The sequence below is a fragment of the Brevibacillus dissolubilis genome, assembly GCF_006170445.1.
Taxonomy (GTDB): domain Bacteria; phylum Bacillota; class Bacilli; order Brevibacillales; family Brevibacillaceae; genus Brevibacillus_B; species Brevibacillus_B dissolubilis.
The window spans coordinates 634699-660495 of record NZ_VCNA01000002.1; the positions used below are offsets into that span (position 1 = coordinate 634699).

Genomic DNA, 25797 nt, shown 5'->3' on the forward strand with positions numbered 1-25797 from the left:
GATTTTTCGTTCGTATCATCTATAGGGAGCGGGTCACGCTAGACTTCTGCGTTGGCCTTCTTCTCCACACGACCTGCTTCTACATCAGCTGCACGATAGCTCACCTGTTCTGGATGCTCCGTATCGAGACCATAACCGATGGTCGGATACAGATTGCCAGGGATCGGGTCAACCAGATCTTCATGGGTTTTATAGATACGCGGTGTCTTCCAGAGAGCCAGCATCGCTTTGCCGAACGACATCGAGTGATAGCGTTCCGGCCACATTTTGAGGATGTGCTCCTTCACCAGCGGATAGTACTTAGGGCTGATGCCTGGGAAAAGGTGATGCTCAGCGTGGTAAGAGAAGTTGAAGTGAAGGACATCCACCCATTTTGGTACGCGGACAGAGAGGCTGTTCGCAAGTGGGTCATTCACTGCGGTAAGTGGGTTTAAGTTATGGTTGGTCGCGATATAGGCGCTGAGGATGAAGTTCGCGATCAACGCTGGGATCAGGTATGCAAAGATCCATTTTTCCAGTCCTACCATGAAAAGGAGTCCAATCCACGTTCCCCACGGAATCAAAAACTGCATCCACAGCAACGGGCGTTTTTTGGCTTCGAAATTCTTCAGGTTCACGAAGAAGTTGCGGGTAGCGACGAAGGAAAAGTTGATTGTCAAAAAGCTGAAGTACCCGGTGGAACGGACAAAACGCGGCAGACGGTACATATGGCTCAGAAGTGGACGTTTCATCAGCTGCTCCAGTGTGGACCATGCGTCCGGGTCGTTCACGTCATGCTGGGTATGCACGTGGTGGGTGACATTGTGCCACTTGCGCCACAAGCCTGGGCCTGTGCTCATCGGGAAGAACGCAATCGCACCAAGAAAATCTCGAAGCCATGGTCTACGGACGACCGTACCATGCAGAATTTCGTGACCCAGAAAGCATTTACCTGCGAAACTGAGTCCCAGGACAAGGGCGATCAGCAGGTTAAGACCTGGGTGCAGATCTAACAAGCCAATGGTCAGAATCCCAGCCAATGAAACCAACAGGTAGGCCAGTCCTCCCCATAGTCGTGCGGGTACAGGTTGAAACACTTGTGCTGGGAGATGTGGAGAGATACGCGCAGCGTACCATCCGAAGGTGTGGAGATCTTTCATCGAATTGCTCCTTTGATAGTCCGGCTTTTTGAATAAGTCTGTCATTTACAAAACACATTACTGTTATCGTAACAAGACATAAGAGGTAATGCAATGTTTTTTTATTACCTGGTACTAACAATTGGTTCTATATGGAAAAAGCGCGTCGTTACAGGAATATTATGGCGTTGGAAGAGCTTTGTTATAAGTGGTTCACAAAAATGACAAAAATCTTTTTTGGGAAGCAACTTAGCTATCATATGCAGGGTTTATTCAAGTCGTTCCCTATTTTTGGATAAAAAATGTCCCTTCCAAGAACAGGATAGTGCTTGTATCTACCTGCCTGTAAGAAGGGACATTTTATCTAGCTGATTTATATACGTTTTGTGAATTAATACATCAATTTAAGCGCCAACATCGCAAACGCCACAACCGTAGCCACCGTACTCATGGTGATGAACTTGCTGATGCTTGGCTGGTAAGGCTGATTGCTCTCCGCCTGGCTGATGAGGACGCGCAGGGATTTCATCGTGATTCCGAGTGTCGCTGCGATCGCGAGGAACAGGATGAATACCGTGATGATCCACCAGTTGAATTCAAAACGGCCCCATTGGAGTACCCCGGTGATCAGGGAAATGATGAGGAACAGGTTTTGAATGCGGACGAAGGTGAAGGTCTTACGTGCGCGGGAGATGAGCTGCTGTTTGTTCAGCTTGGCGAACGTCATCCCGATGATCGGAAGAATGATGCTCAGGAGCGCGAAAAGCGCGGCGAGTGTATGTACGTGTTTCATGTGACAACTCCTTCGATATGGAATTACGTGGATAGAACATCCAACTCTTATCATACCGTTGGACTTGCCGATTTACAATAGCTGTCCGAGAGTTTCGGGCATTCTATCACTTCGATGTCACAATCATTTCGGTTTTGGCGATCTGATCATGCAAAAGCTGTCTTCTTTCGGTGACATCCAGTACGGTGACCATGTGCAAAAGTCCCACTGGCAAAAGCATGACGCGTACGAGAATCCGCCAAGCGGTAACCGGCTGTGTCTCGTCGGTTGATACCAGCTTCATCTTGAACAAGCGGTCGCCTACACTTTGACCATATACAAACAGTGTGAGGAACAAGCCGACAGCAAATACCACCCACACCACATTAGCTTTCACTAAGAGCGAAACTCCTACGCCCAGAATTAAAAATAAAATACCATCTACCATTCTTGCAAACAGTCTTCTCAATAAGGTAGGTCTGTCATTCGTTGTCATCATACGGATCAACCCCCATCAATAAAGGATAACAAAAGGTTTGGAAAAAAATAATATATCGTTATGTAATAATATATACCTTTTCACCTACCGATTGAAACTCTTTTCTGATAAAAAAGTACTAAAAACTTTTCGACAAATCCATATATTGGATGTTTTTTGATAGAATGATAGTTCTTGAGTCACGGTTTCCTTCTCTATTTCCTAGGCAATTATAGCCAACACAAAAAGCCCGCGTTTGCAGCTTACGCGAGCTTTTTACCGTTTCATGCAGGTTTGTTCCCATTTCATCCGGTTATGGTCGGACATACTTACGGCAAATCAATCAACATAAAAGTAGAACCAGTGCCTGACTGTATCTCAAGCTGGGTCAGATCGGTGATTCTTGCAGCATCCCGCCTGCGAAGCTGGGTCTCTTGGTTCAGGGTAAGCTCACCTTCGATCACGAACAGGTAGGTTCTGCGATCCTGTTGCTGGGTGAAGGTCAGGGCTTTGCCTGCTTCGAGCTCGGACAGATACATCGTCAAGTCTTGGTGGATCGATACGACACGCTCAGAAGGCGCTTGACCGGATACCACGGGCAGCAGATTATTTTTCATCGCTGTGGGGTCATATGCTTTTTGCTCATAGGATGGGGCTAAGCCTCGCTCGTTTGGCATAAACCACAGCTGCAAAAAGCTCAGTTCTTCGGTCGCGGAGGAGTTAAATTCGGAGTGAATGATACCAGTTCCGGCGGTCATACGCTGGATTTCACCCGGACGCAGGATTTCGGAGTTGCCTGTGCTGTCCTCATGCTTGATCTCACCGCTCAGCACGACAGAGACGATCTCCATCTCGCGGTGTGGATGGGCACCGAAGCCTTTTTGCGGGGCCACGGTGTCATCATTGAACACGCGGAGCGGGCCGAAGTTCAAATTTTTTGGATCATGATACTCGCCGAAAGAGAAACTAAAGTTGCTTTTCAGCCAGCCATGATCCGCTGAGAAGCGGGATTCTGCCGGATAGACCTTGATCATGTGGACGTCCTCCAATCGAAGTGCTTTATGGATGCATGATACTGTGATATACTTACTTTTGTCAAGTAACCATCAAAAGATAACCCGATCTTGATCATTCTGAATTGGAGTGTTACGAATATGTCTATGCAACGAAATCTAATGATAAAGCATATGGTTGGCAGCCGGTCTTTTTTGGATGCGGTGAAACAAGGGATTGCCTATGAGCTGCATGAGGTGACGGGCGGCTGGGAGTTTCTGATCCATACCGACCAGCGGGAGATTGTCGATGAGCTGGTAAGCAATCGGCATGAGCTGAACCTGTTCGTGGTAGAAGAAACCCCAGGCCAGCCTACACAAAAATGGTGGTACTACTCCAAAGACGGGGATGTCACCTATGATGAAGCTTCCCATGTCGTGCGGATCTTCGCGGATTCGAAAATGGGGTATCAATCTTAATCCCCCTTCCTGCATAATGGAAGGACAAGTTTTTTGTTATACTTCCCCAATAGGAGGCGCTTACGCTTGTCTGAATATCTGAAACGCACGATTAACAAAGAAGAGGTTCCCAGCGTGTATCTGGATGCACCACGCTCTGTGAAGGTGTATCTGCCGCCTGGATATAATGAAATGCTCTCATACCCGGTGGTGTACTGCCAGGACGGGAATGACTTTTTTACCATGGGCCGGGTTGCGACCCTGACGAACCATCTGATCCTTGAGGAAGGCATGGAGCCTGTCATCATCGTCGGTGTGTCGGTGGAGCGCAGCAAACGCACGAGCGAGTACTCCCCGATCGGTTCGCTCAATCCGGGGTATAAAAAGTTTTTTGCGGAGGAATTGATCCCGTATATCGAAGAACGCTACCCTGTCCGCCGTACGCCACAAGAACGTGTTCTGGCCGGTGATTCGCTGGGCGGTACGGTTTCCCTGCATCTCGCGTTGGATTATCCAGAGATGTTCCCCAATGTACTGGCGCTCTCCGGTGCGTTTTTTGAAGCGACACAGGAGCAGCTGAAGGCAGCCGAAGACTTGTCCTGGCTCAATCTGTGGATGGTTGTGGGCTTGGAGGAGACGGCGGTGGAGACGCACATCGGGACATTTGATTTTGTGACCTATAACCGGGATACGAAAGCCATTTTGGAGGAAAAAGGAGTCAAGCTGTCCTATCAGGAGGATCATGGGGATCATCTGTGGGGCTTCTGGCAACGGATGCTGCCGGATGGGCTGAAGCACTTTTTCCCGACGGCTGGGTTTTAGGGGCTTAGGGTACCTTGGGTTGACGGTTGATGAAATGGCAGATTGCAGGCATAAAAAAGTTGTGTGGGATGGAACGCCACACAACTTTTTTTGTTGGATATTCAGTTCTTGGGGACTTACAGGCCGTTGATCTCCTGAATGTCTTCATACGGGTAGTGACGTCCATCTGTCAGAAAGATACCTTCGCTCGTCGCCTTGTCGATCTCGCCGGCTACTTGGTCGTCGTCCTTGAGCACGATGTTGACGATCTTGCTTTCGTCGCTGCGCATTTTGTTGCGGACTTGCTCACGCTGTTTGGCAGATAGCATGGTCAAACACCTCGTTTTCCTCGAAATGGTCAGGTGTTAGTATCTTCCGAGTGCGGGTGATTTAGTCGTAAAATGTGTATTTATGTTTCAATCATATACAATCTGTGACGAACGATGGATAACAGGTGAAACGGTATGGGTATAGTAAGGAAAAAAGATTTCGGAGGATTTATGGATACGCAGAAACCCAGTGAAAAGTCGATCAATATTCAATTTACCTGTACGGAAATCGGTGGACTTTGGGGTGTTTATTTTCAAGAAAGTATGTCCACTTGTTTTCTGACCTACCTCCTGCAACACCTACAGGATGCGGATATCATCCCGTTAGCGAAAGAAGCGCTGGACATTTCTCAGGGCCGTATGGACAAAATCAAACAATTTTTCCGTGCAGAAAATTTCCCGATTCCCGCCGCTTTCTCGGAAGGTGATGTGAATACCGCTGCTCCCCAGCTTTTTCATGATTCGTTTACTCTCAGCTACATCTATATGATGAATCGGTTATCGATCATCAATCTCGGGTTTACCGCCTCCAACAACGTTCGACTGGATGTGCTTGACTTCTTCAATGAATGTATACATACATCCACCGAGATGTTCGGTAAAGCCGTCAAGATGATGTTGGAAAAAGGGATCTATGACCGTCCGCCCAAAATGAACTATCCGAACAAAATCGAGTATGTGCAGAAAGAGTCTTTCTTGACGGGTATGTTCGGAAAGAAGCGCCCATTGAATGCGGTTGAGTTATCCGAAATCTTTTTCAACATCGAGCGCAATTACTTCTCCGTGATTCTGATGCTCGGGTTTGCCCAAGTGCTGGAAGAGAAGAAATTGAGAGACTTCGTCCTGCGGGGAAAACAATTGAGCGAATCCCAAATCTCCTTTTTCAACAAATTGCTACTGGAAGAAGACCTGTTAGGCACCGTGACGACCAGCATGGAAGTGACCGCTTCTACGGTTTCTCCGTTTTCTGACAAGCTGATCCTGTGCATGATTCATGTGTTGAATTCGGTTGATATCACGTTACTTTCACATGCCTTGTCGCTTACCATGCGAACCGATCTCGTTGCCAATTACAGCAATATCATTGCCGGAGTGATGGTCTATGCAAAAGACACCTTTGACCTTTTAGTCGACCGAAATTGGCTGGAGCAGCCCCCTCTTGTGACAGATCGGCACCAGTTGATTTATTCGTAGGGGGTAAGGCTTAGATGTACATCATCGGACCGTTCGCTGCTCTGGGAAGGTAGCCGGTTTCGCCGGTTTCGAGGATCTGCACATAGTCAAAAAATTGATACCCCATCGCTTCTTCTTCATTTGGAACGGATATCCACCATCTGAGTATGATGATCGGGGTGCCTTCCGGGATATTGGTACTCGAAGCATTCGGAACCGGGTTATTATACAATCTCATAGGATTCATAGTGATATGAACTCTTTTGCCCCATCTCTGGACAAGTTGGTACCGTTTTAGTGCCAATCGCGCTTTTTGTACAACCAGGTCGTCTTGATCCAGCAGGGCCTGCTGTAAAGCAGAAGCGACGCCCCTCCCTCTTGCGATCCGACCCAGACTGGTGACTGCCGAGCTGCGCACAGTATCACATGGATGTTTCAGCAGAAGACGAAGGTAAGGCACGGCCTTTTCACCCAGCGCTTCCCATTGAAATGAACCGCGATAATAGATCGCCTCGTTCCAAGCCATATTGATCAGATCACATTGATCGATCGTGACATCAGCCCATCTCTTCAGCAGTTCTTGGGGATCGGGCATCTCCTGTTTGACCAGCAGTTCCATACCGGGAGTTAGACGGTTTGGGTGACTAATCTGATTGGTCTGGATAAGCGATTCCACACTCTGTGAAAATTGTCTGGCCAAACACAAGAGGGTATCCCCTTGGTTGACGACATAGTAGGGAGAGCCGCCTGCCTTTATCGTAACTCGTTGCGAATCAGGTGGTGCTGTGGGATTGGGCTCAGGGATGACAAGCGGTTGCCCGACAGGAAGATAATTGGGATTGCAGATCACATTGGCCGCCATGATGGACTCTGTCGTGACTCCATATTGATTGGCGATAGATTGCAATGTATCATTTGGCTTTACTTGGTGAACCGCCATAAAATCTCTCCTCCAGCCATAGTCTCATTTTCCTGTTCAGGGACGTTCCTACAGCAGCAGCGGCGCAGCAAATTGATAGCCCTCCCTGACCAGATACCCCCGCTGTCCCGTCTCAGCCACCTGAACGAGGTCATAAATATGCGGTTCAGAAAAGCCCCTCCCTTCATTCGTCGGGCTTGGAATATACCAGCGTATCGCAAAGACAGGCGTGCCTTTTTTAAGCGGTATCGAGTCAGAAGACAAATTCGGCTGTGACAACAGCTTCTGATCGGTTGTAAGCACATGGTATCGTTTCGTTTGATTCGCAGCTACGATCCGAAAACGCTGCAGTCCGAGTTGAGCCAAACTGCTCACTGACTGATCCCGGTCCTGCGAAGCCATCTGCAGTGCAAAAGCGGCCGCGCGCCCCTTCCCGATCCTCCCCAGGCTCATCACGGCGTAATAGCGGACATCGGGACATGGATTTCGCAACAGTCGTTCGAGATACGGCACAGCTTCTTCCCCAAACGATTCCCATGTAAAGCTTTCATACGTAAAGGTTCCCGGCAGATATCGAAGCGTCCTGAAACCGTCACACATGTCCGCAGGCAGATTCCATTCCTCAAATAACTGCTGCGGGGTTGTATTGGTCCGGTAACTGACATTCAGTTCCAGTCCTGAAGCAAGCTGATTGGGATCAGCGATCTGATTGGCTCTCGCCAATGAAGCGACACTTCTGGAAAATTGCGAGCCCAAACATTCCAGAGTGTCCCCGGTGAACGTGACATAGTAGGGAGTTCCCCCCGCTTTTGCTCCTGACCAATCCCGCCCTGGAATAATCAGGGGTTGCCCGATAAAAAGATAATTAGGGTTGCAGATCACATTGGCATTCATAATCGATTGGACTGTGGTTCTGTACTGATTGGCGATTTTGGTCAAGGTATCATCTGGTTTTACCACATGCAGCATAATAAAAACCCCTCCTCATTTGCCTATAGGTTATGCAGGCAAAAATAGGAGGGTTCGGCCCGATCCAGGTTATTCTTTATGTGGCTCATCGTCGTCCATCATCAAAACAGCTCTAGCCATTTCTACGATCTGTTCGCGCAGCTCCTGCGGCTGTATCGCCCTGACTTGGTCAGCAAATCCTAACAGATAGCCTGCCGCTTCCTCCCTTGTCTCAAAGCATAGGGTCATCGGGGTCCAACCATCCATGCATGGCTCATCCTTATGAATCATCTGCACAAAACGTCCGGTAAACGTCATTCTCGGCACGGCAGAAGGCGAAACCTCTACTTTCGCCTCATAGGTCGGCAGATGCTCCAAGAATTGCCGGGTCGAGTTCTCCCAGTATGCGGCTAACTGAAAGCCAACAGGTCGCAAAAAGGTATCCTCGGTCATGATAATCGACTTGATCCGAGTGACGCGGTATGTACGATATTCGTTGCTTTTCTCAGCTTGATCACCGACAGCCTCTGTTTCTCGTCTTCGCGATGCCACCACATACCATGTACTCCCCTTCGCCACCAGCCCGAGCGGCTCCACAATCCGCTCCACCATCTCCCCATCCGCCCGCTCGTATGTCATCTTGACTCTGCGCTCCATCCATACCGCCTGCTGCAACGCTTGAAACACCTCGCCCCCGACCTTCTCCCCAGACTGCCGCCAGGTGCGGGTGTCCACATGAAGCCGTTCCCAGACGTCCTTTGCCTGCTTTTGATAAAGACGCGGAAGCGATGCCAACAGCTTATGACGGGCGAGTTCCGCTCCCTTTTCCATGCCGAGGTCGGCGAGCAGATGGCTGGATGGTGAGATGAACAGCGCGTGGATTTCCTCTTCCTTAAGCCCTGTCAGATTGGTGCGGTAGTCGTCCATGAGCCGCCACCCACCGTGCTTTCCCCGCTCGGCCACCACGGGGATACCTGCCTGACCGAGTGCTTCGAGGTCGCGGAGGATGGTGCGTTCGGTGACCTCCAGCTCAGTGGCTAATTCTTTGGCGGTCTGTTTGCCGCGGTTTTGGAGCAAGAGCAGAATCTGCAGTAACCGGTCGGCTCTCATGTTTGGCTCCTCCTGCTTCTTTTTTAACATGACAATGGATGTCATATATAGGGATTATACTATGGGTATCAACGGATTGATAAGGAGTGTTGGAGATGACACAGGAAAAATGCAGCGGGCACTACATGGGAGAGCCAGATCAGAGCCAAGCACGAGGGGACAAGACGCATCCCGATCAGAGATCTCGCCTGCCTTTGCACGGAAAAGTAGCCGTCGTAGCAGGCGCGACACGGGGCGCAGGTCGCGGAATCGCCATGATGCTGGGTGAAGCCGGGGCGACCGTATACGTCACGGGCAGAAGCACACGTAACGGCGGCCCATCCCCCATGGGCCGGAGCGAAACCATCGAGGAGACAGCCGAGCTGGTCAATCAGTGCGGTGGTGTTGGGATTCCTGTGCGCGTAGATCACACGGTCGAAGCAGATGTGAAAGCCTTGTTCGAGCAGGTCAAGCGCGAGCAGAACGGACAGCTCGATCTATTGGTCAACGATGTCTGGGGCGGCGATCCTCTGACCAAGTGGGGCCAACCGTTTTGGGAGCACGATCTGCACAACGGTCTTTTGATCCAAAAAAACGCGGTGCAATCCCACATGCTGACCAGCTACTACGGTGCACCGCTGATGGTGGAGCGCGGTCAGGGGCTGATCATCGAGATCACAGACGGCGTGGACTACAAGTATCGCGGGAATCTGTATTACAGTCTGGCAAAAATCTCGGCTATGCATCTGGCGATGGCGATGGCGGAAGATTTGAAACCTCACAACGTTACAGCCGTGGCGCTGACTCCGGGGTTTCTGCGTTCGGAAGCGATGCTTACCCATTTTGGCGTAACAGAGGAGAACTGGCGGGATGCGACGAAGCAGGAGCCGCATTTTATCGCATCCGAGACTCCTTATTATATCGGTCGGGCTGTTGCGGCGTTGGCGGGGGATCCAGAGGTGGCTCGGAAGTCGGGACAGACGCTGAGTACGTGGGGGTTGTCGGAGGAGTATCCGTTTGTGGATCAAGACGGGAGCCGTCCGCATTGGGGGAACTATTTTGCCGAGCTACAAATTAACTAGGTTAGCTTGCACAACAAAGGTTCCCATAACAGAATGGAACCTTTGTGTCCTATTATTTAATTAAATTTAGCTCTCGAAGATATTTAAGATAAATAGGTTTGATACGCATCCGACTTCCATTATTCTCAAGCCATTCAAATACGTCTAACTGTTCATAGTTAGACACTTTCTTAAATTCTCTGAGTACTCTTATTGCCACACTTCTGGTAACACCAGCTGATATCAACTGAATTGCTATGGGTTCCATAGTTCCTAATTCAAGCATTATTGGCAAGGACAAAGTTAATTTATATTTTTCTTTTTCAGCTTCAGACATGATGAAATCTAAAATATCTGTTAATAACTTGTAATATTTAACAAGCAAAAACGTAACAATTTTTGAATGAACATTAACTACTTCGTTAATTTTTTTGTTTATTAACCGTTCATTGTCTAGTTCAATATTTGAAAAAGAGATTTCTTCATCAATAATCTCACGATAACTGTTGCTCTGGAGCCATCTAATACTAAAAAACGCAAAACGTCTAAGAGAATGCTTTATGTCATGCTTTCTAAAGGCCTCATTTTTAATACTAAAAATAGAATCCAACTTTTCAATTGTATTAACCAACTGCCAGTAAAAAGGTAATTCGTGATACTTCAAATCTTGAATTTTATCTTTATTCATTCTCTTATTAAAATTAGAGTTGGGTATAATTACCCATTTACTTAGACCATCCTTTAATATCTCTTTATACAACCTATCTTGTAGCATTGGGTCTATTGATGGATTTAATGATATTACCTTACTGTTAAGAGTAATATTTGAAAGTGTATCTTTAAATTTTTCTATGATCTTAGTTTTATCCTTAATATGAACCCCCTTCTTTTGTAAATATTGATTAAATTCCTTTTCTGAACTGATAAATTTATGTCTTAACAGGGATATCGTAAATCCATCACAAGCATTATTAATCTCTGTGGTTGGCTTATCTATGTTATTTAATATACTCTCTATATTTGACAACGACTTATTTGATGCAGGTATTACCTCTTTCTCGTATGCCCTATTAAGATATTCATCAGCCCATTCATTTTTTTCTATACAATAAATTGTGCCATATAAAGAATCTTTAATTCTTCCTGCTCTCCCCATTAGATTACCAAATTCAAATAAGGATAGATTCTCGGTTTTCTTTTTAGGCGAGACAACAAAAAGATTATTAGCAGGAAGATTGACACCCTGTATTAGTGTTGAGGTACAACATAAATACTTAATAAGCCCACGACTAAATTGATTTTCAATCTCTCTCCGAACAATATCAGGTAGTTTGCTATGATGAAAAGCAACTCCCGCTTTAAGACATTTTATTAAAAAGTACTTTGGATGTATTTCTTCAGTTAAGTATTCAATTAGTTCATCTATCTCGCTATTTCCATTAATTGTATCAATCTCCCCTGATAGTTCCATTGCCCAACGCTCGGCATAGTCAGCTCTAGCAGCATATACTATACTTTGCCCAACATTCCCCAAAACCTTAACTGATTTAGTTACAGATTTATAAACATGAGAATCAAACTCTTTCTTGACATTAAAATTCGCAGGTATATTTATATTCAGTTTCGAATTTTTTTCTGTGAGAGATTTATAAAACAGACAAATTTGATTTTTTTCAATATCTGGTTTTACAATGCATCTTATTTGGAAAACAGGAGATAATGTAGTTTGGACTTCCACACTATCTGTACCAAATAGATTAACAAATAATGCGTTATTACGTTTAATATATGGACCTGCGGTTACAATTTTGGAACTTCTCCATTTTTTTGATATCTCATCTAAAACAAATTCCATCAAAATGCCCCTACCATTTTCATCTTCTACATTTTGTATTTCATCAACAAAAACAAAATCTGGAACTATCGAATATTGATCTGCATTTTGAAGTAACTTCAAGCATCTTTCTGGCGTCAAAATAAAAATATTTTTTAAACTATTATTTTTTAGAAACTCTTTGTCTATAAATGCCGTTCTAACATTTACATCTCTATCAAGTGTACTTCTAAACTCTTCACTAACTTGATTTAATAAGGCTTTCGTAGGAGCTATATAAAGCACTGAATAACTTTGTTTCTTTGCAAAATTCATATTTATGAAACTTTTAATAACGAACGATTTACCACTTGAAGTAGGCGCTGATATAGAAATTTTATTATTTTCAAATAATATATCCCATAACATTCTTTGAAAATCGGTTGCCAATATACTCAATCGATTATTGAGCAAAATTGTATTGACATGTCTCTTATATCCTAATTCAATATCAAGTACCGCTCCAAAGTTATATCTAAATTTAGATGATGCAATATCACTACTATCAGATTCAAATAATGAATCTAAAAACTTAGTAGCAACTAAATTTCCAGTTCTTGAAAATATAATATAACTTAACTGATTACAGTTGATATCTTCTTTAAAGACGAGGTACAACAACGCAGCGAATATTTGTGCTTTTTGCTTGTGACTTTCATTGTCACTATCCGCAAGTATGGTAGCTAACCATCCTGCTTTTTGTATTTCTTCTTTAAAAGACATCTGTAAATTCAAATGCTTGTTAAGTTGAGTTTTATACAAATACCCCTTTTGTAATTCATTGATTACTCGATTTAAAGTTGGATGATTGTATATATTTTCATATGCCTGTTCCATATCTCATTCCTCTTAGGGTTCTGTTCCGTGTATTTGAAAGTAGACAGCGTTTCGAAACTTTGTTACATCATTAACTGGAATTATGAAAAAATCCAAACAAACACTTCTTAACCCACTATATATTTTTAACTTTTCCTGTATTGATTTAAGAAATACTTTCCCCTTCTCTTCTAAGTATTCCTTTATCATCTCTTCTGCTTCAGTTTTAAGATATGCGCTTTGTTCAATCACACCAATATGTTTTGTGTTATACATTAGGAAAACTGGATGGACTAATATATTGTTGTTGAATTCTTCTGTACCAGGCTTTAGAGAATTATACAAATATTCGATATCTATATCTTCGAGTATTAAATTATTTCTTGCCACATTAAACTCGAATGTACTAAATCTTGCAGAATTCAAATGATCGTGAAATCGATCTAAAGACTCTAGCGCATCGTCAACACATTTTGAAAAACCATCCATAATCTTCGATTCTCCAATTAAGCATGCTGTATTACTCTTTCCCGGTAAATATTCATAGTTTCCTAAAAAGATTCCGTCCCCACCCTTAACTTGATCAACCGGATTAGTCAAAGTAATAAGTTTTGTTGCAACCATAGGACATTTTAATACGCTCTCTACAAATAAAAACAACAACAATTCACCATATTTACCATCAGTTTTCGGATCCTTTTTTCCAAAATATTTTGATGCCTCTCTATAAGCCTTGACACTTCCTAATTCTTTTATTTTTCTCGGTCCAAAAACAAACTCTGCAATTTGACTTGCCGCAAAATCAGCTAGTGAATCAAATTTGTATAAATTACCCGAAAATTTAATACTGTATCCTCTAACTTTTAGCTTAGTGTCATTTAATACAATTTGGTTTACTAGGTGCTCATCAATCCATTTATCATCAATTTGTACCAATTTATCCCAGTCCAATTCTATCACCTTAAAAGATATTATTAACTATCAAGTTATTATTTATTTTCCTTTTATTATATCTTTTAAACCATAAGTTACAACATTTGGTTATCATTCTAAATAAATCTCTATAAAAAAGACCGCCTGAGCCTCCAGCTTCTGCACCGCCGTGGCCCACGTGGTCTTCTTTTTCACTCCTTACCTTCACGCAAACGGTACGTTTCACACATACGGCGCTTCCCACGCCTTTTTCCTCCAGCCAAACGAGCACTTCACTACACGCAGGTTCTTATCCAGCCGCACATCCACGCCGAACGGCAACTTGCGGTTGTGCCAAAAGCGCACATCGCTCCAGATCACCTCATAGCCGTCGTGCAGCTCTTTGTACGTCACATGGATCAGCTGCGCGATATGCAGGAACGCCCGCACACCATCTGTCTGAAGCGTCGCGTAGACGATCGGATCGGAGCTGGTCTTCCCGTAGGAGTCACGCACCAGCACCTGCTGATTGGCGACTTCCCCCGTGTAGTAGCAGTCCTCCCCCTCAGCGACAAACGACCAGCGGAACCAATGAAAGGTCGGCTGCACCTGACATGTACCTTTGATCACGTCGCCGAGGTGCTGCTCCACTCGTTTCACCACAAGGCGGTGCTGCCAGATCCGCATCCCGATATAGGCGAACGTGGCGAGATAGATTGTCGTAAAAATCGCTCCCGCCTCCCACACCCCAGACAGCCAGAGAACCACCCCGGCCAGATGCAGCACAAACAACAGCGGCTCAAAAATCGCCAGGATGTCGTAGTGAATCCACTTTTTCGTAACCGGGCGGTAACACTGCACGCCATAGGTATTGAGCGCATCGAGGAAGATGTGAAACACAACCGCGAGAAATGCCCACAAATACAGGGTCCAGATATACGACTCCAGATGCATGAAAAACGCAATCGGCAGCGCAATCACGGCAGGCCAGATGAACCACGCAGGGATCGAGTGGGTGATGCCGCGATGATACCGCACATAGGAAGCGTAGCCCTTGACCCGAACCACCGTGTCAAGATCGGGTGCGTTCGAGCCGATCAGGGTACACATCGCAACTGCTGTGACCAGCTCAGGATTTTGTGCTACGACGGGGTCTACACAAGCAAGACCGGCCAGACTGCAACCAAACAACAGATGACTTCCCGTATCCATCCTCGTTAATGCCTCCTGTTTTGCGTTTCATTTTTACATATAGGAACCTGCCCACCCTCCCGCCAGCACATAAAGGCTGACCCATGCGACGGCGCCAAGTGCTGAACTGACGAGGAAGGAGTGCAGGGGGAATCGTAATAATCCGGCCCCGTAGGAAATCCCGATGCGAACACCCGGAATAAAGTAGGAAAATGGAATCGACCAGAATCCGTATCGTCTCAGCCAGCGGATCGGCCGCTTATATCGCCTGACGGGAAACCGCCACCTTTTGGCGAGCCGCATCAGCTTGAGCGTTCCTAATCGGGAGGCGATCCAATAGTTGAACAGACTGCCGACCCAGACGGCCGCAAGACTGACCAAAAAGGTGGGGATTAGCGCCATCAGCCCTTTGACGACCAGCACACCGGCAAAGACAAGCACCGCTTCATCGGGTATGGGAAACCCGATAATTCCCGCGACCAAGACCACAAACAACAGCCACAGTCCATGCTCCTGGATCAGCGGGAATAGAGATTCAACCACCGCACACACCTCCAGCCTCATCCTCCACTGATGCTTGCTCCTGCCACCGTTCCTCTACGTTGAACCAATAGAACCAGTCCGTCGGCACACGCCGCACGATCTGTTCTAGAATCCCGTTCAGTTCATTGAGCGCTTCCGACAATCTCGACTTATCATATCGGGCATGTAGGTATAAGGGTGACTCAAACACCAATTTATGCTGAAAGCCCTTTTTACGAAACCCATAGAATGGAATAATGGGCGCTTGATTCTCCATCGCCAGCACCGCTGTACCGCTCGGCGTATTTGTCTTGCGGTTGAAAAAAGTGGCGGTAGGAAAGCTGGGCCGATAAAAGTCCCCAAATAAAAGCACAACCCCGTTCTTTTGCAAGTGCCGACGAATCTGGCGAAACAGCGTCAGCGGCGGTGTGGAGTCATAATCCAAGCCCTTGCAGCCCATGTCCTGAAACGCCAGATAAATCGGGCGCAGCTCTGCACTCCCGGCGGTAGCTACGGTCAGGCAATCATATTTTTGTGACAGGTACCAATAATACATAAAAAAATTCCCCATATGCGGTGCAAACAGGATCGCTCCTCTGCCCTTAGCCAGCTCGTTCTGCAGGTATTCCTCGCCTTCGAGCCAATAGGGACAATCTTCGGCCTGCTTACAACGTTTAGACTCAACCATCAGTTCATAAAGGATCATGAAAAAATTACGAAAATACCGCTGGGTTACCTGTTGAACCTGCTGTCGGCTGTATTCGGGCATGAGCTCTTGCATGTTTTGCTGTACGTTGTTGCGAAATAGGACGGCACGACTGTAGATGAGTCGCCCGCCGATCCAGCAGAACAGGAGAATAACAGGCTTAGGGATCCAGCCAAGATAGCGAACTAGTCTCTCCATCTTGCCTGGATCGGTGGTGACTTTTTCAATCCACTGGTACAAAACGCTTCCCCCTCTCGTTGTTGTGCCGATTCTGTCCAAGGGTACAACTACGGATTGCTCCTCTTTTCTCTCTGTAGGCAGGTTTCTCTCCAAGGCTTTACCTGCGCCCAACGCTAGTACTTTTTGAGGAAGTGTTTTTTGTACTTTTTCGAGATGTGTTCCCGATCCAGCAGAATGAAAAAGTCAGTCGTGCGAAACACCGGGTCATAGGCAGGCTCACCCGCAATCTGTGCGCCAAGCCAGTAGTAGCCCTTCATCAAGGGAGGCAGCCTGCGGAACAGTTCCTTTTCTTCGCCCGCTAATTCGATAGCCTGCAAGCCGTCGATGCGGTTTTTCGGTAGCGGCCGGATGCCATAGGTTTCGGTGATCGCGTCCTTCCTGCAAAGCATCGAGTACAGTTCGTTAAGCTCGGCAAGGGTGGGTGTCGGAATGCTGGCACAGCCGATCAGGTAGGACTGACCATGCTCACTAATATACTGCGCAATGCCTTCCCACAGCAGTTGAATCGCTTTGCCGCCGCGATACTCCTCGGCAATACAGCTTCTCCCCAGCTCCAGTGCCTGTTTTTTGCATGCCTCAAAGCCTGTGAGGTCAAACTCGGTCTCGGAGTAAAACCCGTTGTGCAAGATGGCCCGCTCGCCCGGCAACAGCCGATAGGTGCCGATCACTTGACTGGTTGCTTGATCCTTGATGATGAGGTGGTCGCAATAGACGTCGTATTCATCGGTTTCGATGCCGTGATCATTGATGAGATTGGGGTTCTGTTCCTCAACGACAAACACTTGATACCGCAGCCGCAGTGCCTGCTCGATCTCCTCACTGGTTTTTGCCAAAGAGACGGTCAGCTCCGGGTTCTGCATGTTCCAAGCGGGTGAAGATTGACTCATAGTCATCACACCTTCCGTTGAATGTCAAACCAACCCTGATTGATTCTCCAACTGATGGAATGTCTTCCCTTCCCATTGTACGAGGCAGGGTCGAAACTTAGTTGGGGGAGGGATTAATTTTTTTGTAAAACATTGAATGCATCGGGGAAGCGCTGTCATGGTTGCTGTTGTGCTATTTCTGACTATATGCTTTAAAAATTCCTTTATTTTTCTCCAAATCGACTCCATCTTTATGTACCTCCCTCCATCTCTGCGAGCTGCTTCTCCCCTCTTCTTTTGAATTCCCAACTCCCCATTCGTGCACCTCCAGCCCCATGATTCTTCACCCCATTGATCCCCTGCTGCCACACATGTTTTCCCGTGAATGGGGCAGACTACGGAAGAAAAAGGAGGGGATTGGAAATGTCTTTGCAACAATACGATCCAAACCGACTGGTCGAACCATCGGACGCGCTGCTGCAGGATCTGTATGAAATGTCTTATCCTCCGCGCGACGAGGAATATTATTACGACCTGATCGACTGGAGCGCCTGGTCTGACCCGATGTGATCTGTAGGCATGGATCGGTAAGCAGTGATCCCAAAGCGAAAGCTATAAAAAAAGAGTGCCCGATTTTCACCAAGGATGAATTTCCTCAGGAGAAATGGCACTCTTTTTTATCTGTCTATTTATTTCACCACGGTAGTCAGGATGTGCTCCACCGCTTCCACTGTACGGCGGATATCCGCTTCCCCGATGTGACGATGGGTCACGAAGCGCACCAGATAGTCGTCAAATCGGACAGCGCGGATGCCACGCTCCTCTAATTTTGCCAAAAAGTCGACCGCTGCAATCCCAGTCTTCGCGGTATCCATCAACACGATATTGGTCTCAACCGGCATCACCTCAAGGGAAAGAGCTTGCAGTCCTGCCGCGAGCAGCTTCGCGTGTGCATGGTCTTCTGCCAGTCGGTCCACCATCTCAATCAAGGCAAGGATTCCCGGCGCAGCGATAAAACCGGCCTGACGCATCCCGCCACCCAGCTTTTTACGCCACCAACGCGCATTTTCAATAAAATCGCGGGAACCCGCAAGGATCGAGCCAACCGGGGCGCTAAGGCCTTTGGACAGGCAGATCTGTACTGTATCGGTATATTGCGTAAAAGCAGTCACATCCACACCAAGCGCAACCGCTGCATTGAACAGACGAGCCCCATCCACATGCACAGGAACCCCACGGGAATACGCCACATCGTAAACATCTTTCATCTGCTCAGGCGTTACTACTGCTCCACCTGCGCGGTTGTGCGTATTTTCGAGACACACCAGACCGGTACGCGGTGCATGGATGTCTTTGGCACGAATCGCCTTGGCGACCTGTTGACCCGTCAGAGCACCGCGAACCCCTTGGAGCGTTCTCGTCTGTACACCCGCAAGCGCCGCAACGGCTCCTCCTTCGTAATAGAAAATGTGGGAATCCTCTTCCAAAATGATCTCTTCCCCGTTTTGACAATGAGACAGTACCGCGATCTGGTTGCCCTGGGTACCGCTGGTGACAAGCAACGCCGCTTCTTTGCCCAACAACTCGGCTGCCACTTGTTCTAAGCGGTTCACCGTTGGGTCTTCACCATACACATCATCGCCCACTTCGGCATTGGTCATCGCCTGAATCATTGCTTCTGTCGGTTTGGTTACGGTGTCACTTCGCAAATCAATTGTCATGAGGTACACTCCTTTTTTCTCTATCGGTAAGCCTTCAATTAAGCATTCGCTCTCTCATCAGGCATCATTTCTGCCAATCATTTCATCAATACAACAAAGGATCTATCAACTGAATTGCCAAGCTCATCTGACAACTCACCCGTTTTCCTATCATAGCAGATTTTTTCGCACTTGCGCGAGTGGCTCTGATTGCCAACTGCTTTTCAACTCTGGTATAGTGGGAATAACCTTTTTACACAGTAAAGGAGAATAAGACGATGAAATGCAAAATCACCCGCAACGCTGCTAAAAAATTAAGCGAAATCTTGGCCCAAGAAGAAGATAAAGATCTGAAACTTCGCGTCTACGTAACCCACAGCCACGGCAGCCATGCTCACTACGGCCTTGCTCTGGACAAACCAACCGACAATGACGAAGTAGTTTCTACCGATAAAGAAATCGACGTTGTTCTCGCAAAAGACAACGAGTTCCTCGACGGCGTTGTAGTTGATTATCTGTACGTTCCAGAAGAAGGCTTTGTCATCACCAACCCTTCTAAAGGTAACCACGGCGATCACTAAGAGTAAGTACATAACCATCTACGAAAAAAGCGTGGAGCGCCTGCTGGCATTCCACGCTTTTTTTATCTGTTACAATCCTAGGCGCTTTCCTTGGTCTCGTTTACGCTTCGATCCGTCTATGCTTCGACCTCGTATACGCTTTGACCTCGTTTATGCCTCGATCTCGTTTACAGCTCGATCTCCTGCACGCTCTCCCCTGCCAACAATGGTGTATGCTCACCTGTCACATAGATAAAGAGCTTGTGAACAGGACGAGTCATAGCAACATAGAGCAGCTTCGCGTCCATCTCATTGATCGTATAGTTCTCTGCGTCAACATCAAGTAGGATCACGACGTCAAACTGTAATCCCTTCGTCAAGTATGCTGGCATAACCGTGACTCCACCCGGATATTCCGTGTCCTTGACGCCGAGCAAGGCGAGGTCTTGGAGTTTGTCTTTCAGAGATTTGTGGATTTTCTTGCTTTGCTCAATGGTTTTAGTCACGATGGCGATGGAGGAAAGCTTCTGGCTCAGTTCTTCCACGCGTCTGACCACGTCAGCAAGCATCTCAGCACGACTTGTGCATGTGAACAGTTTCGGCTCCTCGCCATGGCGGACTACAGGTTTGGCAAACGTGAGACCTTCGATGTCAGTCTCCGCCTGTGCCCTCTCTAGCATTCGGTTGGACCAACGCATGATCTCAATGGTGGAACGATAGCTCTGCTCCAATGTATAGAAATCAACCCGCTGCCGCTTAAATACTCCCTCAATGATCTCTTCCCATGTATGCAGACCGCGATACGCATGGATTCCTTGTGCAATATCGCCCACAATCGTTACTGAGTTGCTTTTGGTCACAAGTGACACCACAGCGATCTCCATCACGCTCAAGTCCTGGGCTTCGTCCACGATGGTATGGTCAAACTGATCGGTCTCGATCCCGATGATCAGATTTTTCAAGTAGATCAATGCTGCCAAGTCCTCGACTTCCAGACGCTCCTGCTCATAGATCTCGGTGGACGAGGTGACTGTGTCAGCTACCACCTGATCTGCTACCTCAGCAGGAGTCAATTTGCGGAGCAACTCCTGATTGGTGACGATCTCACGGTACGTCGTGAACACTTCCATGGTCGGCCATTTTTCCAGATATCTGTCGAGTACCTGTTCGATCTGCTTTTCAAACTTGATCAGTCCGTTTTTATCCAGATCGATCTTGTTCTCGCGCAAATGCGTGTAGAACTGCTTGGTCATGACCTGCTTCAAATGCTTGCGCAAAGCATCCAACCGCTTTTGGAATGGAAGATGGGCAAACTCTTCGAGAAACAGCTGCTTGATCTCGGCACCCTTGATCTCAAATACATGCTCTGTTTTCTTATAGATGAAACGGAGTGATTTGTACTGGATCAGTTCTTCTAACAGATAGCGGGTGTACGCTTCCAACGTATCGCGGAAGGCGCGCGAACCTTTAAAATGCATGCGATTCCACGCGATCTCTTTTTCGCGGTCCTGATTGGATTTGTTTTCAAAGAACAGGTGCAATGGCTTACTCGGGTCAAGAATCCGCCAGCCTTTAGGCAGTTCGGACTTGATCTGTTTGGCCGCCCACTCGGTAAAAGTGGATTGCTGTACATCGTCTACACCCAGTTCTGGCAGTACGTCTGATATGTAATTCAGAAACAGTTTATTCGGGGCAAACACCATAAACCGCTTGGAAGCAATCTGTTGATAGTTGTAGATCAAATAGGAGAGACGATGCAAAGCGATCGTCGTCTTACCACTGCCCGCTACCCCCTGCACAACGACGGCACGATCTTTGTCAGCGCGGATGATTTCGTTTTGCTCACTTTGGATGGTGGCGACGATATCCTTGAGTCGGCTGTCATTGGTTTCATTGAGGCTTGATGCGAGGAATTCATCGATAAAGCCCTCATCGAGAAACTCGTCTGGGTCGCCCATCTCACGGTTAATCGTTTCTTTGAGCGCACCGTCGTAGATGCCTTTGATCTCGCCGTCCTCAATGGCGAAGTTGCGCTTTAATCTGACCTCTCCGCGCACAATGCCTTGGGGAGTACGGTAAAAAGCATCTTTGCTCTCACCGGTGTAGTAAAGACCTGCAATCGGCGCACGCCAGTCGATCACAACAGCGTCAATGGTGTCGCTGTCGACCACACCGCGCTTTCCGATGTAGACACTGTCTAACTCATATGTCTCATCTTTTAAAAAGTCGATTCGGCCAAAATACGGCTTCTGACGAGAACCCTCCAGATGAAACAGGTCTCTGGCTTTGGTCGCATTCACCATCTGTTTTACCGTATCATCGGTGGCTTCCTGCAGATCTGCCCGCAATTGGGTGATTTCCTTATCAATAATCTGCATGGTTTTGTCTAATCGCTGTTGTTCTTCCTCAAACGCCGCATGACGAATGGTCACGATTCACCCCTCCTAATGACGGCAATCCATCTTGTAGTCAGTCTTACTATGTTACCAGATGAGGGAGGATAAGCCAAGAGAATGCGGGAGTTATCAGCATGGATCAATGAACAGCCCCATCAAGACCGCATCATAAAAGACACCGTCGATCACCATGTCGCGGGTTAATACCCCTTCCCGCTGAAACCCGAACCGTTCGTAAATCGCGATCCCCCGCACATTATCCGGTCGCACACGAAGATTAATTTTGCGGATCAGTCCGGAGGCTTTGGCCCACTCAATCATTTGCTCCATCAAAATAGGGCCGATTCTGTGCCCCCAGTATTCTTTTAACACGCTGACACCGAATTCACCCACATGTGCGGTACGTGGACGATGCCCTCCGCGAAAAGTCAAATTCGCAACAATCTGACCATCCACAAGAGCCATCAGAGAAAGATGATTACGCACCGTACTCATGGCCGCGATGGAATCCCTGACATCCTCAGGCGTGTCGGTCAGCTCCCCCACTCCAAAAGACAGATAGTCACTCTCTCCCGAAATCATATGAAGATATCGCAAATATTCAGCACCATCGGCCGGGACTGCTGGACGAATCAAACAAGTCCTGCCATCTTTGAGTCGGATGATCTTATGTATCTTGTCCATCGGCTACACTCCCTATTGAATTATAGAACCTGACGTCCCGCTAAAACGCCTGCATAGGCCGCAAGCAGGCCGACGATGACGCTTCCTGTGGCATACAGGATTGCTTTTAACACGTTGCCTTGCATGGTCATAGTTACCACTTCGAGTGAAAACGTAGAAAAGGTAGTGAATCCGCCCATCATACCCGTGGTCAACAGGATGTACAGTTCAGGTGATATCCCTGCCTTTTCCTTACCCCATACGAAGAAAAAACCGATCAAAAACGAGCCAAGTACATTGGCGAGCCATGTGCCGTACGGCCAAGACGGTACATTCAAAGTCAAGCCCAGTGCGTAGCGTAAGAGTGAGCCTGCTGCACCTCCCACAGCTACCATCATCCAGTTCATCAGACAGCCTCCCTTTTTCCAATCAAAAAGGCAGAGAGATCGTGAACATCGACCTTCTGCCTTCTATGATGTCTGAAACTATTAGTGCTTCGGCTTGTTGTCTTCTTCGTCTACAAACTTGATATTATCCAAGTTGGCTCTGAGAGAAGTCTTCACAGCGTCGATATATTTTTGGCGGAGTGCCTGTTGTTCTTCCTTTTCACTGGCGGTTAAACCAGATTCTTTGGCTTTCTTGGCCAATTCGTTGATTCGTTTGATTTCAGCATCTGTTACCATCATGGTTCCCCCTGTCTTGCGGTGTTCAATCATTGTAGCATAGATTGGGGTTAGGGGAAATGGAAATGGGCCGTTATGATTCTACGGGGATGCGCAGATTCTTCCCTGGATAGATGAGGGCTCCGCTCAGTTCATTATGCTCCATGATGGCATCGGCCAGTTCTGACACACTCATCCCTGCTTTTTCGTGATAACGGCTGGCCAAATGCCAGATCGTATCGCCTCTCTGTACGGTTACTTCATGGTAGGAGAGTGCCTGCTCTGCCTTGGCCTCACCTGTGGCAAACAAGGAAATCACCCCTATATAAACCAACGCCATCACCAATACCAACAACAGAGCTTGACCGCGTGTCATACCTAAACGAATCATCATACAGCACCTCTCCAAACGTTTGTTCTCATCTCTTTTTTCTATCTTAATACGAACAAATGTTCAAGTCAAGCCCAACCACGAACTAATGTTTGTCGAACGCAAATTCCCATGCTATAATGGAGGAAATAATAGGTTCCGAGCAAATGAGGTGTCGATATGTCAAAACTATCAAATCGCCAGCAAGCTATCATTGATTTTATACGTAAAGAAGTAAAAGACAAAGGCTATCCGCCATCTGTACGCGAGATCGGAGAGGCGGTTGGACTTGCTTCCAGCTCCACTGTGCACGGACATCTGGCCCGCCTGGAGAAAAAGGGACTGATTCGACGCGACCCAACCAAACCACGCGCCATCGAACTGCTCGACGAAACCAGAATCCCAGAAGAACTGGAAGACCGCATCATACGCGTCCCTGTATTGGGGAAAGTAACTGCGGGTCTGCCGATTACGGCGATTGAATCGGTCGAAGAGTACTTCCCGCTACCTGAAAATATCGTCAGTTCCGACAATGTGTTCATGCTGCGTGTATCGGGTGAATCGATGATTGAAGCCGGTATTTTGGACGGAGACTATGTGATCGTACGTCAGCAAAACGTCGCGAACAATGGCGATATCGTTGTTGCTATGACCGAAGAAGACGAGGCAACCGTCAAACGTTTCTTTAAAGAAAAGACTCATTTCCGTCTGCAGCCGGAAAATTCTCAGATGGAACCGATTATTCTAGATCATGTGATGATTCTGGGTAAAGTCATTGGTGTCTATCGTCTGGTTCACTAGAATAAGAGATTCATAGAATCATAGAACGCTCAGGAAGAAGCTCATCAGCAGCTTCTTCTTTTTTTGTCCCCCTTTTTGTTTACTTGAATCAAACCCTGACCTGTTAAGCTAGCCTGTTATTGAAAAGAATTTAAAATGATAAAAAAAATTACATAAAGTGGTTGACGCCCCATTTTAACTTGATATAATCATAGCAAATCGGTGGGGATAGTTGGATTTGCTGCCGATCAAAAAAAGAACGCCCCGATTCACGTAATCGAGACGTTCTGAAACCTAGTCACATACATTGGGAGGTCTTATCATGAGTGAAGATGTGTTGTACAAGAAGTCCTATATCGGCAAGTTTTCGCAAGCGATCAAGGAAGCTCCTCAATTTGGACCTGCTTTCGTGACCTACGACCATGCCGTGTTTAAAGCTGGCAGCCTTGACTTGAAGACAAAAGAATTGATCGCGCTGGCTGTCGCCCATGTAACCGGATGCCCGTATTGTATCGAGGTTCACGTGGAGCGCTTCAAGAAAATGGGCGGCAGCTACGAAGAACTGATGGAAGCCGTCTCCGTCGGTGCAGCAGTCACCGCAGGCGGGGTCATAGGCCACGCGATCAACTCTTACAACGCGTTCAAAAGCCAGGAAGCACCGGTTGACCCACTCAGATAACCTGCTTTTATGTGACTACTGACAGTGGCCCCCTCCCCTCACTACGCCACTGCGATAAAGAACCAAATGATCATAATGATCTGCAAGATAACCTTCACTACGGCGCTGCTTAAAAAAGCAACGAGCGTACCCAGCGCCACTTTTACAGCCTGATCGGCCGAGCGCTTTTGACCCCCCATCTCAATTGCCAGGACGATCAAAAACGGGAAGATCAGCATACCAAACGGCGGGAACAAGAACACCCCCAAAATGATACCGGCCATTGCCCCGATGGACGACCACTTGGACCCGCCGTACTTCTTCACGAAATACATATTGGTCAACAGATCAGCTCCATACAGCAGGATACTGATGATCACCATTCCCCACCAAAAACTCCCCGGCAATCCCATTCCCGGTTCGGCCACGAGGAAATGGTACAGCAAAAACCCTACCCACAACAAAATCGTGTCCGGTATCACCGGTAAAAAGATCCCCGCAATACTCAGCAGAAATGCGAGTACGATAACTCCCCATAAAATCATTTCCATTGTAAATCCTCCTACTAACATGCTTGTAATCATTATTGTTCGAAAGTCACATTGGATAATACGAAGCAAGTCTGGTTAGGTTTCATTCATCTTCGGCTGGTGGGAGAGCAGGCGGCTGGCAAGATGCAAGCCTCTTAGATTCCCCCTGCTCAGCGGAGAAAAAATCAAGGATGGCATGCATCTCTGATTCGG

The 25797-nt window shown here is 47.1% G+C and carries 29 protein-coding genes; 8 read left to right on the forward strand and 21 right to left on the reverse strand.

The window, feature by feature from the left end:
• Positions 1-38: 38 nt before the first annotated feature.
• The 4 genes from desB to FGI41_RS05015 form a co-directional block, all read right to left on the reverse strand.
• On the reverse strand, positions 39-1139 hold the full coding sequence (gene desB / locus FGI41_RS05000; RefSeq protein ID WP_139488835.1) for a Delta(10) desaturase DesB: 1101 nt from the start codon (positions 1137-1139) through the stop codon (positions 39-41).
• Positions 1140-1509: 370 nt separating this feature from the next.
• Positions 1510-1911 (reverse strand): hypothetical protein, encoded by a 402-nt coding sequence (locus FGI41_RS05005; RefSeq protein ID WP_139488836.1) that lies wholly within the window; start codon positions 1909-1911, stop codon positions 1510-1512.
• A gap of 106 nt (positions 1912-2017) precedes the next feature.
• Complete coding sequence (locus FGI41_RS05010; protein WP_139488837.1) at positions 2018-2389, reverse strand: RDD family protein; 372 nt, start codon at positions 2387-2389, stop codon at positions 2018-2020.
• Between the two features lie 308 nt (positions 2390-2697).
• Positions 2698-3402, reverse strand: coding sequence for a pirin family protein (locus FGI41_RS05015; RefSeq protein ID WP_139488838.1), 705 nt, complete (start codon positions 3400-3402; stop codon positions 2698-2700).
• Positions 3403-3522: 120 nt separating this feature from the next.
• On the opposite strand from FGI41_RS05015, the gene FGI41_RS05020 reads away from it, so the two are divergent.
• Positions 3523-3840, forward strand: a complete 318-nt coding sequence (locus tag FGI41_RS05020; protein WP_139488839.1) for a hypothetical protein — start codon at positions 3523-3525, stop codon at positions 3838-3840.
• A 66-nt stretch (positions 3841-3906) separates the two neighbouring features.
• Positions 3907-4641, forward strand: coding sequence for an alpha/beta hydrolase (locus tag FGI41_RS05025; RefSeq protein ID WP_139488840.1), 735 nt, complete (start codon positions 3907-3909; stop codon positions 4639-4641).
• A gap of 116 nt (positions 4642-4757) precedes the next feature.
• Here the strand turns inward: FGI41_RS05025 and FGI41_RS05030 are convergent, their stop codons facing one another.
• Positions 4758-4949, reverse strand: a complete 192-nt coding sequence (locus FGI41_RS05030; RefSeq protein ID WP_176560126.1) for a hypothetical protein — start codon at positions 4947-4949, stop codon at positions 4758-4760.
• Between the two features lie 171 nt (positions 4950-5120).
• Between FGI41_RS05030 and FGI41_RS05035 the strand changes: the two genes are divergently transcribed.
• Positions 5121-6143 carry a DUF3231 family protein gene (locus FGI41_RS05035; protein ID WP_139488842.1) on the forward strand — a complete coding sequence of 341 codons (1023 nt, stop codon included), beginning with the start codon at positions 5121-5123 and terminating at the stop codon, positions 6141-6143.
• A 10-nt stretch (positions 6144-6153) separates the two neighbouring features.
• On the opposite strand, the gene FGI41_RS05040 is transcribed toward FGI41_RS05035, so the two are convergent.
• From FGI41_RS05040 to FGI41_RS05050, 3 genes are all read right to left on the reverse strand, one after another.
• On the reverse strand, positions 6154-7062 hold the full coding sequence (locus FGI41_RS05040; protein ID WP_139488843.1) for a LysM peptidoglycan-binding domain-containing protein: 909 nt from the start codon (positions 7060-7062) through the stop codon (positions 6154-6156).
• Positions 7063-7110: 48 nt separating this feature from the next.
• A complete protein-coding gene (locus FGI41_RS05045) occupies positions 7111-8010 on the reverse strand; it encodes a LysM peptidoglycan-binding domain-containing protein (RefSeq protein WP_139488844.1) in 900 nt (299 codons plus the stop codon).
• Between the two features lie 69 nt (positions 8011-8079).
• Positions 8080-9099: a helix-turn-helix transcriptional regulator gene (locus FGI41_RS05050; protein ID WP_139488845.1), complete on the reverse strand. Its 1020-nt coding sequence runs from the start codon at positions 9097-9099 to the stop codon at positions 8080-8082.
• A 95-nt stretch (positions 9100-9194) separates the two neighbouring features.
• Between FGI41_RS05050 and FGI41_RS05055 the strand changes: the two genes are divergently transcribed.
• Positions 9195-10160, forward strand: coding sequence for an SDR family oxidoreductase (locus tag FGI41_RS05055; RefSeq protein ID WP_255298330.1), 966 nt, complete (start codon positions 9195-9197; stop codon positions 10158-10160).
• Positions 10161-10212: 52 nt separating this feature from the next.
• On the opposite strand, the gene FGI41_RS05060 is transcribed toward FGI41_RS05055, so the two are convergent.
• The 6 genes from FGI41_RS05060 to FGI41_RS05085 form a co-directional block, all read right to left on the reverse strand.
• A complete protein-coding gene (locus FGI41_RS05060; RefSeq protein WP_139488846.1) occupies positions 10213-12849 on the reverse strand; it encodes a DEAD/DEAH box helicase in 2637 nt (878 codons plus the stop codon).
• A gap of 12 nt (positions 12850-12861) precedes the next feature.
• Positions 12862-13779: a HamA C-terminal domain-containing protein gene (locus FGI41_RS05065; RefSeq protein WP_176560127.1), complete on the reverse strand. Its 918-nt coding sequence runs from the start codon at positions 13777-13779 to the stop codon at positions 12862-12864.
• A gap of 204 nt (positions 13780-13983) precedes the next feature.
• Positions 13984-14952, reverse strand: coding sequence for a metal-dependent hydrolase (locus FGI41_RS05070; RefSeq protein ID WP_139488848.1), 969 nt, complete (start codon positions 14950-14952; stop codon positions 13984-13986).
• Positions 14953-14985: 33 nt separating this feature from the next.
• The gene (locus tag FGI41_RS05075) at positions 14986-15474 is read right to left on the reverse strand and encodes a DedA family protein (RefSeq protein ID WP_176560128.1); all 489 of its coding nucleotides are present in this window, start codon (positions 15472-15474) and stop codon (positions 14986-14988) included.
• Entirely contained in the window at positions 15467-16399 is a 933-nt protein-coding gene (locus tag FGI41_RS05080) for a lysophospholipid acyltransferase family protein (protein WP_139488850.1), read from the reverse strand. The genes FGI41_RS05075 and FGI41_RS05080 overlap by 8 nt, the downstream gene beginning before the upstream one ends.
• A 113-nt stretch (positions 16400-16512) precedes the next feature.
• On the reverse strand, positions 16513-17286 hold the full coding sequence (locus FGI41_RS05085) for a GNAT family N-acetyltransferase (protein WP_139488851.1): 774 nt from the start codon (positions 17284-17286) through the stop codon (positions 16513-16515).
• A 402-nt stretch (positions 17287-17688) separates the two neighbouring features.
• Between FGI41_RS05085 and FGI41_RS24770 the strand changes: the two genes are divergently transcribed.
• Positions 17689-17835, forward strand: coding sequence for a hypothetical protein (locus FGI41_RS24770; RefSeq protein WP_176560129.1), 147 nt, complete (start codon positions 17689-17691; stop codon positions 17833-17835).
• A gap of 119 nt (positions 17836-17954) precedes the next feature.
• On the opposite strand, the gene ltaE is transcribed toward FGI41_RS24770, so the two are convergent.
• Positions 17955-18986 (reverse strand): low-specificity L-threonine aldolase, encoded by a 1032-nt coding sequence (gene ltaE, locus FGI41_RS05090; RefSeq protein WP_139488852.1) that lies wholly within the window; start codon positions 18984-18986, stop codon positions 17955-17957.
• Between the two features lie 257 nt (positions 18987-19243).
• Between ltaE and FGI41_RS05095 the strand changes: the two genes are divergently transcribed.
• Entirely contained in the window at positions 19244-19546 is a 303-nt protein-coding gene (locus tag FGI41_RS05095) for a HesB/IscA family protein (RefSeq protein ID WP_139488853.1), read from the forward strand.
• Between the two features lie 167 nt (positions 19547-19713).
• On the opposite strand, the gene FGI41_RS05100 is transcribed toward FGI41_RS05095, so the two are convergent.
• The 5 genes from FGI41_RS05100 to yneA all read right to left on the reverse strand — a co-directional run bounded on the left by FGI41_RS05100 (position 19714) and on the right by yneA (position 23640).
• Positions 19714-21957 (reverse strand): HelD family protein, encoded by a 2244-nt coding sequence (locus FGI41_RS05100; protein WP_139488854.1) that lies wholly within the window; start codon positions 21955-21957, stop codon positions 19714-19716.
• Positions 21958-22050: 93 nt separating this feature from the next.
• A complete protein-coding gene (locus tag FGI41_RS05105; protein ID WP_139488855.1) occupies positions 22051-22605 on the reverse strand; it encodes a GNAT family N-acetyltransferase in 555 nt (184 codons plus the stop codon).
• 20 nt (positions 22606-22625) lie between these two features.
• Positions 22626-22991, reverse strand: a complete 366-nt coding sequence (crcB, locus tag FGI41_RS05110; protein WP_139488856.1) for a fluoride efflux transporter CrcB — start codon at positions 22989-22991, stop codon at positions 22626-22628.
• A gap of 81 nt (positions 22992-23072) precedes the next feature.
• Positions 23073-23267 (reverse strand): DUF896 domain-containing protein, encoded by a 195-nt coding sequence (locus FGI41_RS05115; RefSeq protein ID WP_139489060.1) that lies wholly within the window; start codon positions 23265-23267, stop codon positions 23073-23075.
• A 73-nt stretch (positions 23268-23340) separates the two neighbouring features.
• Positions 23341-23640 (reverse strand): cell division suppressor protein YneA, encoded by a 300-nt coding sequence (yneA, locus tag FGI41_RS05120; RefSeq protein ID WP_139488857.1) that lies wholly within the window; start codon positions 23638-23640, stop codon positions 23341-23343.
• A 156-nt stretch (positions 23641-23796) separates the two neighbouring features.
• On the opposite strand from yneA, the gene lexA reads away from it, so the two are divergent.
• Positions 23797-24417 (forward strand): transcriptional repressor LexA, encoded by a 621-nt coding sequence (gene lexA, locus FGI41_RS05125; protein ID WP_139488858.1) that lies wholly within the window; start codon positions 23797-23799, stop codon positions 24415-24417.
• Positions 24418-24718: 301 nt separating this feature from the next.
• Entirely contained in the window at positions 24719-25075 is a 357-nt protein-coding gene (locus tag FGI41_RS05130) for a carboxymuconolactone decarboxylase family protein (protein WP_139488859.1), read from the forward strand.
• Positions 25076-25116: 41 nt separating this feature from the next.
• Here FGI41_RS05130 and FGI41_RS05135 read toward each other — a convergent pair whose 3' ends face one another.
• Positions 25117-25605 (reverse strand): DUF456 domain-containing protein, encoded by a 489-nt coding sequence (locus FGI41_RS05135; protein ID WP_139488860.1) that lies wholly within the window; start codon positions 25603-25605, stop codon positions 25117-25119.
• Between the last annotated feature and the right edge of the window lie 192 nt (positions 25606-25797).

Coding starts and splice junctions, on each gene's coding strand:
- desB (WP_139488835.1), bottom strand. CDS start 1,139: ATGAAAGATCTCCACACCTTCGGATGGTACGCTGCGCGTATCTCTCCA.
- FGI41_RS05005 (WP_139488836.1), bottom strand. CDS start 1,911: ATGAAACACGTACATACACTCGCCGCGCTTTTCGCGCTCCTGAGCATC.
- FGI41_RS05010 (WP_139488837.1), bottom strand. CDS start 2,389: ATGATGACAACGAATGACAGACCTACCTTATTGAGAAGACTGTTTGCA.
- FGI41_RS05015 (WP_139488838.1), bottom strand. CDS start 3,402: ATGATCAAGGTCTATCCGGCAGAATCCCGCTTCTCAGCGGATCATGGC.
- FGI41_RS05020 (WP_139488839.1), top strand. CDS start 3,523: ATGTCTATGCAACGAAATCTAATGATAAAGCATATGGTTGGCAGCCGG.
- FGI41_RS05030 (WP_176560126.1), bottom strand. CDS start 4,949: ATGCTATCTGCCAAACAGCGTGAGCAAGTCCGCAACAAAATGCGCAGC.
- FGI41_RS05035 (WP_139488842.1), top strand. CDS start 5,121: ATGGATACGCAGAAACCCAGTGAAAAGTCGATCAATATTCAATTTACC.
- FGI41_RS05040 (WP_139488843.1), bottom strand. CDS start 7,062: ATGGCGGTTCACCAAGTAAAGCCAAATGATACATTGCAATCTATCGCC.
- FGI41_RS05045 (WP_139488844.1), bottom strand. CDS start 8,010: ATGCTGCATGTGGTAAAACCAGATGATACCTTGACCAAAATCGCCAAT.
- FGI41_RS05050 (WP_139488845.1), bottom strand. CDS start 9,099: ATGAGAGCCGACCGGTTACTGCAGATTCTGCTCTTGCTCCAAAACCGC.
- FGI41_RS05055 (WP_255298330.1), top strand. CDS start 9,195: ATGACACAGGAAAAATGCAGCGGGCACTACATGGGAGAGCCAGATCAG.
- FGI41_RS05060 (WP_139488846.1), bottom strand. CDS start 12,849: ATGGAACAGGCATATGAAAATATATACAATCATCCAACTTTAAATCGA.
- FGI41_RS05070 (WP_139488848.1), bottom strand. CDS start 14,952: ATGGATACGGGAAGTCATCTGTTGTTTGGTTGCAGTCTGGCCGGTCTT.
- FGI41_RS05085 (WP_139488851.1), bottom strand. CDS start 17,286: ATGAGTCAATCTTCACCCGCTTGGAACATGCAGAACCCGGAGCTGACC.
- FGI41_RS24770 (WP_176560129.1), top strand. CDS start 17,689: ATGTCTTTGCAACAATACGATCCAAACCGACTGGTCGAACCATCGGAC.
- ltaE (WP_139488852.1), bottom strand. CDS start 18,986: ATGACAATTGATTTGCGAAGTGACACCGTAACCAAACCGACAGAAGCA.
- FGI41_RS05095 (WP_139488853.1), top strand. CDS start 19,244: ATGAAATGCAAAATCACCCGCAACGCTGCTAAAAAATTAAGCGAAATC.
- FGI41_RS05105 (WP_139488855.1), bottom strand. CDS start 22,605: ATGGACAAGATACATAAGATCATCCGACTCAAAGATGGCAGGACTTGT.
- crcB (WP_139488856.1), bottom strand. CDS start 22,991: ATGAACTGGATGATGGTAGCTGTGGGAGGTGCAGCAGGCTCACTCTTA.
- FGI41_RS05115 (WP_139489060.1), bottom strand. CDS start 23,267: ATGGTAACAGATGCTGAAATCAAACGAATCAACGAATTGGCCAAGAAA.
- yneA (WP_139488857.1), bottom strand. CDS start 23,640: ATGATGATTCGTTTAGGTATGACACGCGGTCAAGCTCTGTTGTTGGTA.
- lexA (WP_139488858.1), top strand. CDS start 23,797: ATGTCAAAACTATCAAATCGCCAGCAAGCTATCATTGATTTTATACGT.
- FGI41_RS05130 (WP_139488859.1), top strand. CDS start 24,719: ATGAGTGAAGATGTGTTGTACAAGAAGTCCTATATCGGCAAGTTTTCG.
- FGI41_RS05135 (WP_139488860.1), bottom strand. CDS start 25,605: ATGGAAATGATTTTATGGGGAGTTATCGTACTCGCATTTCTGCTGAGT.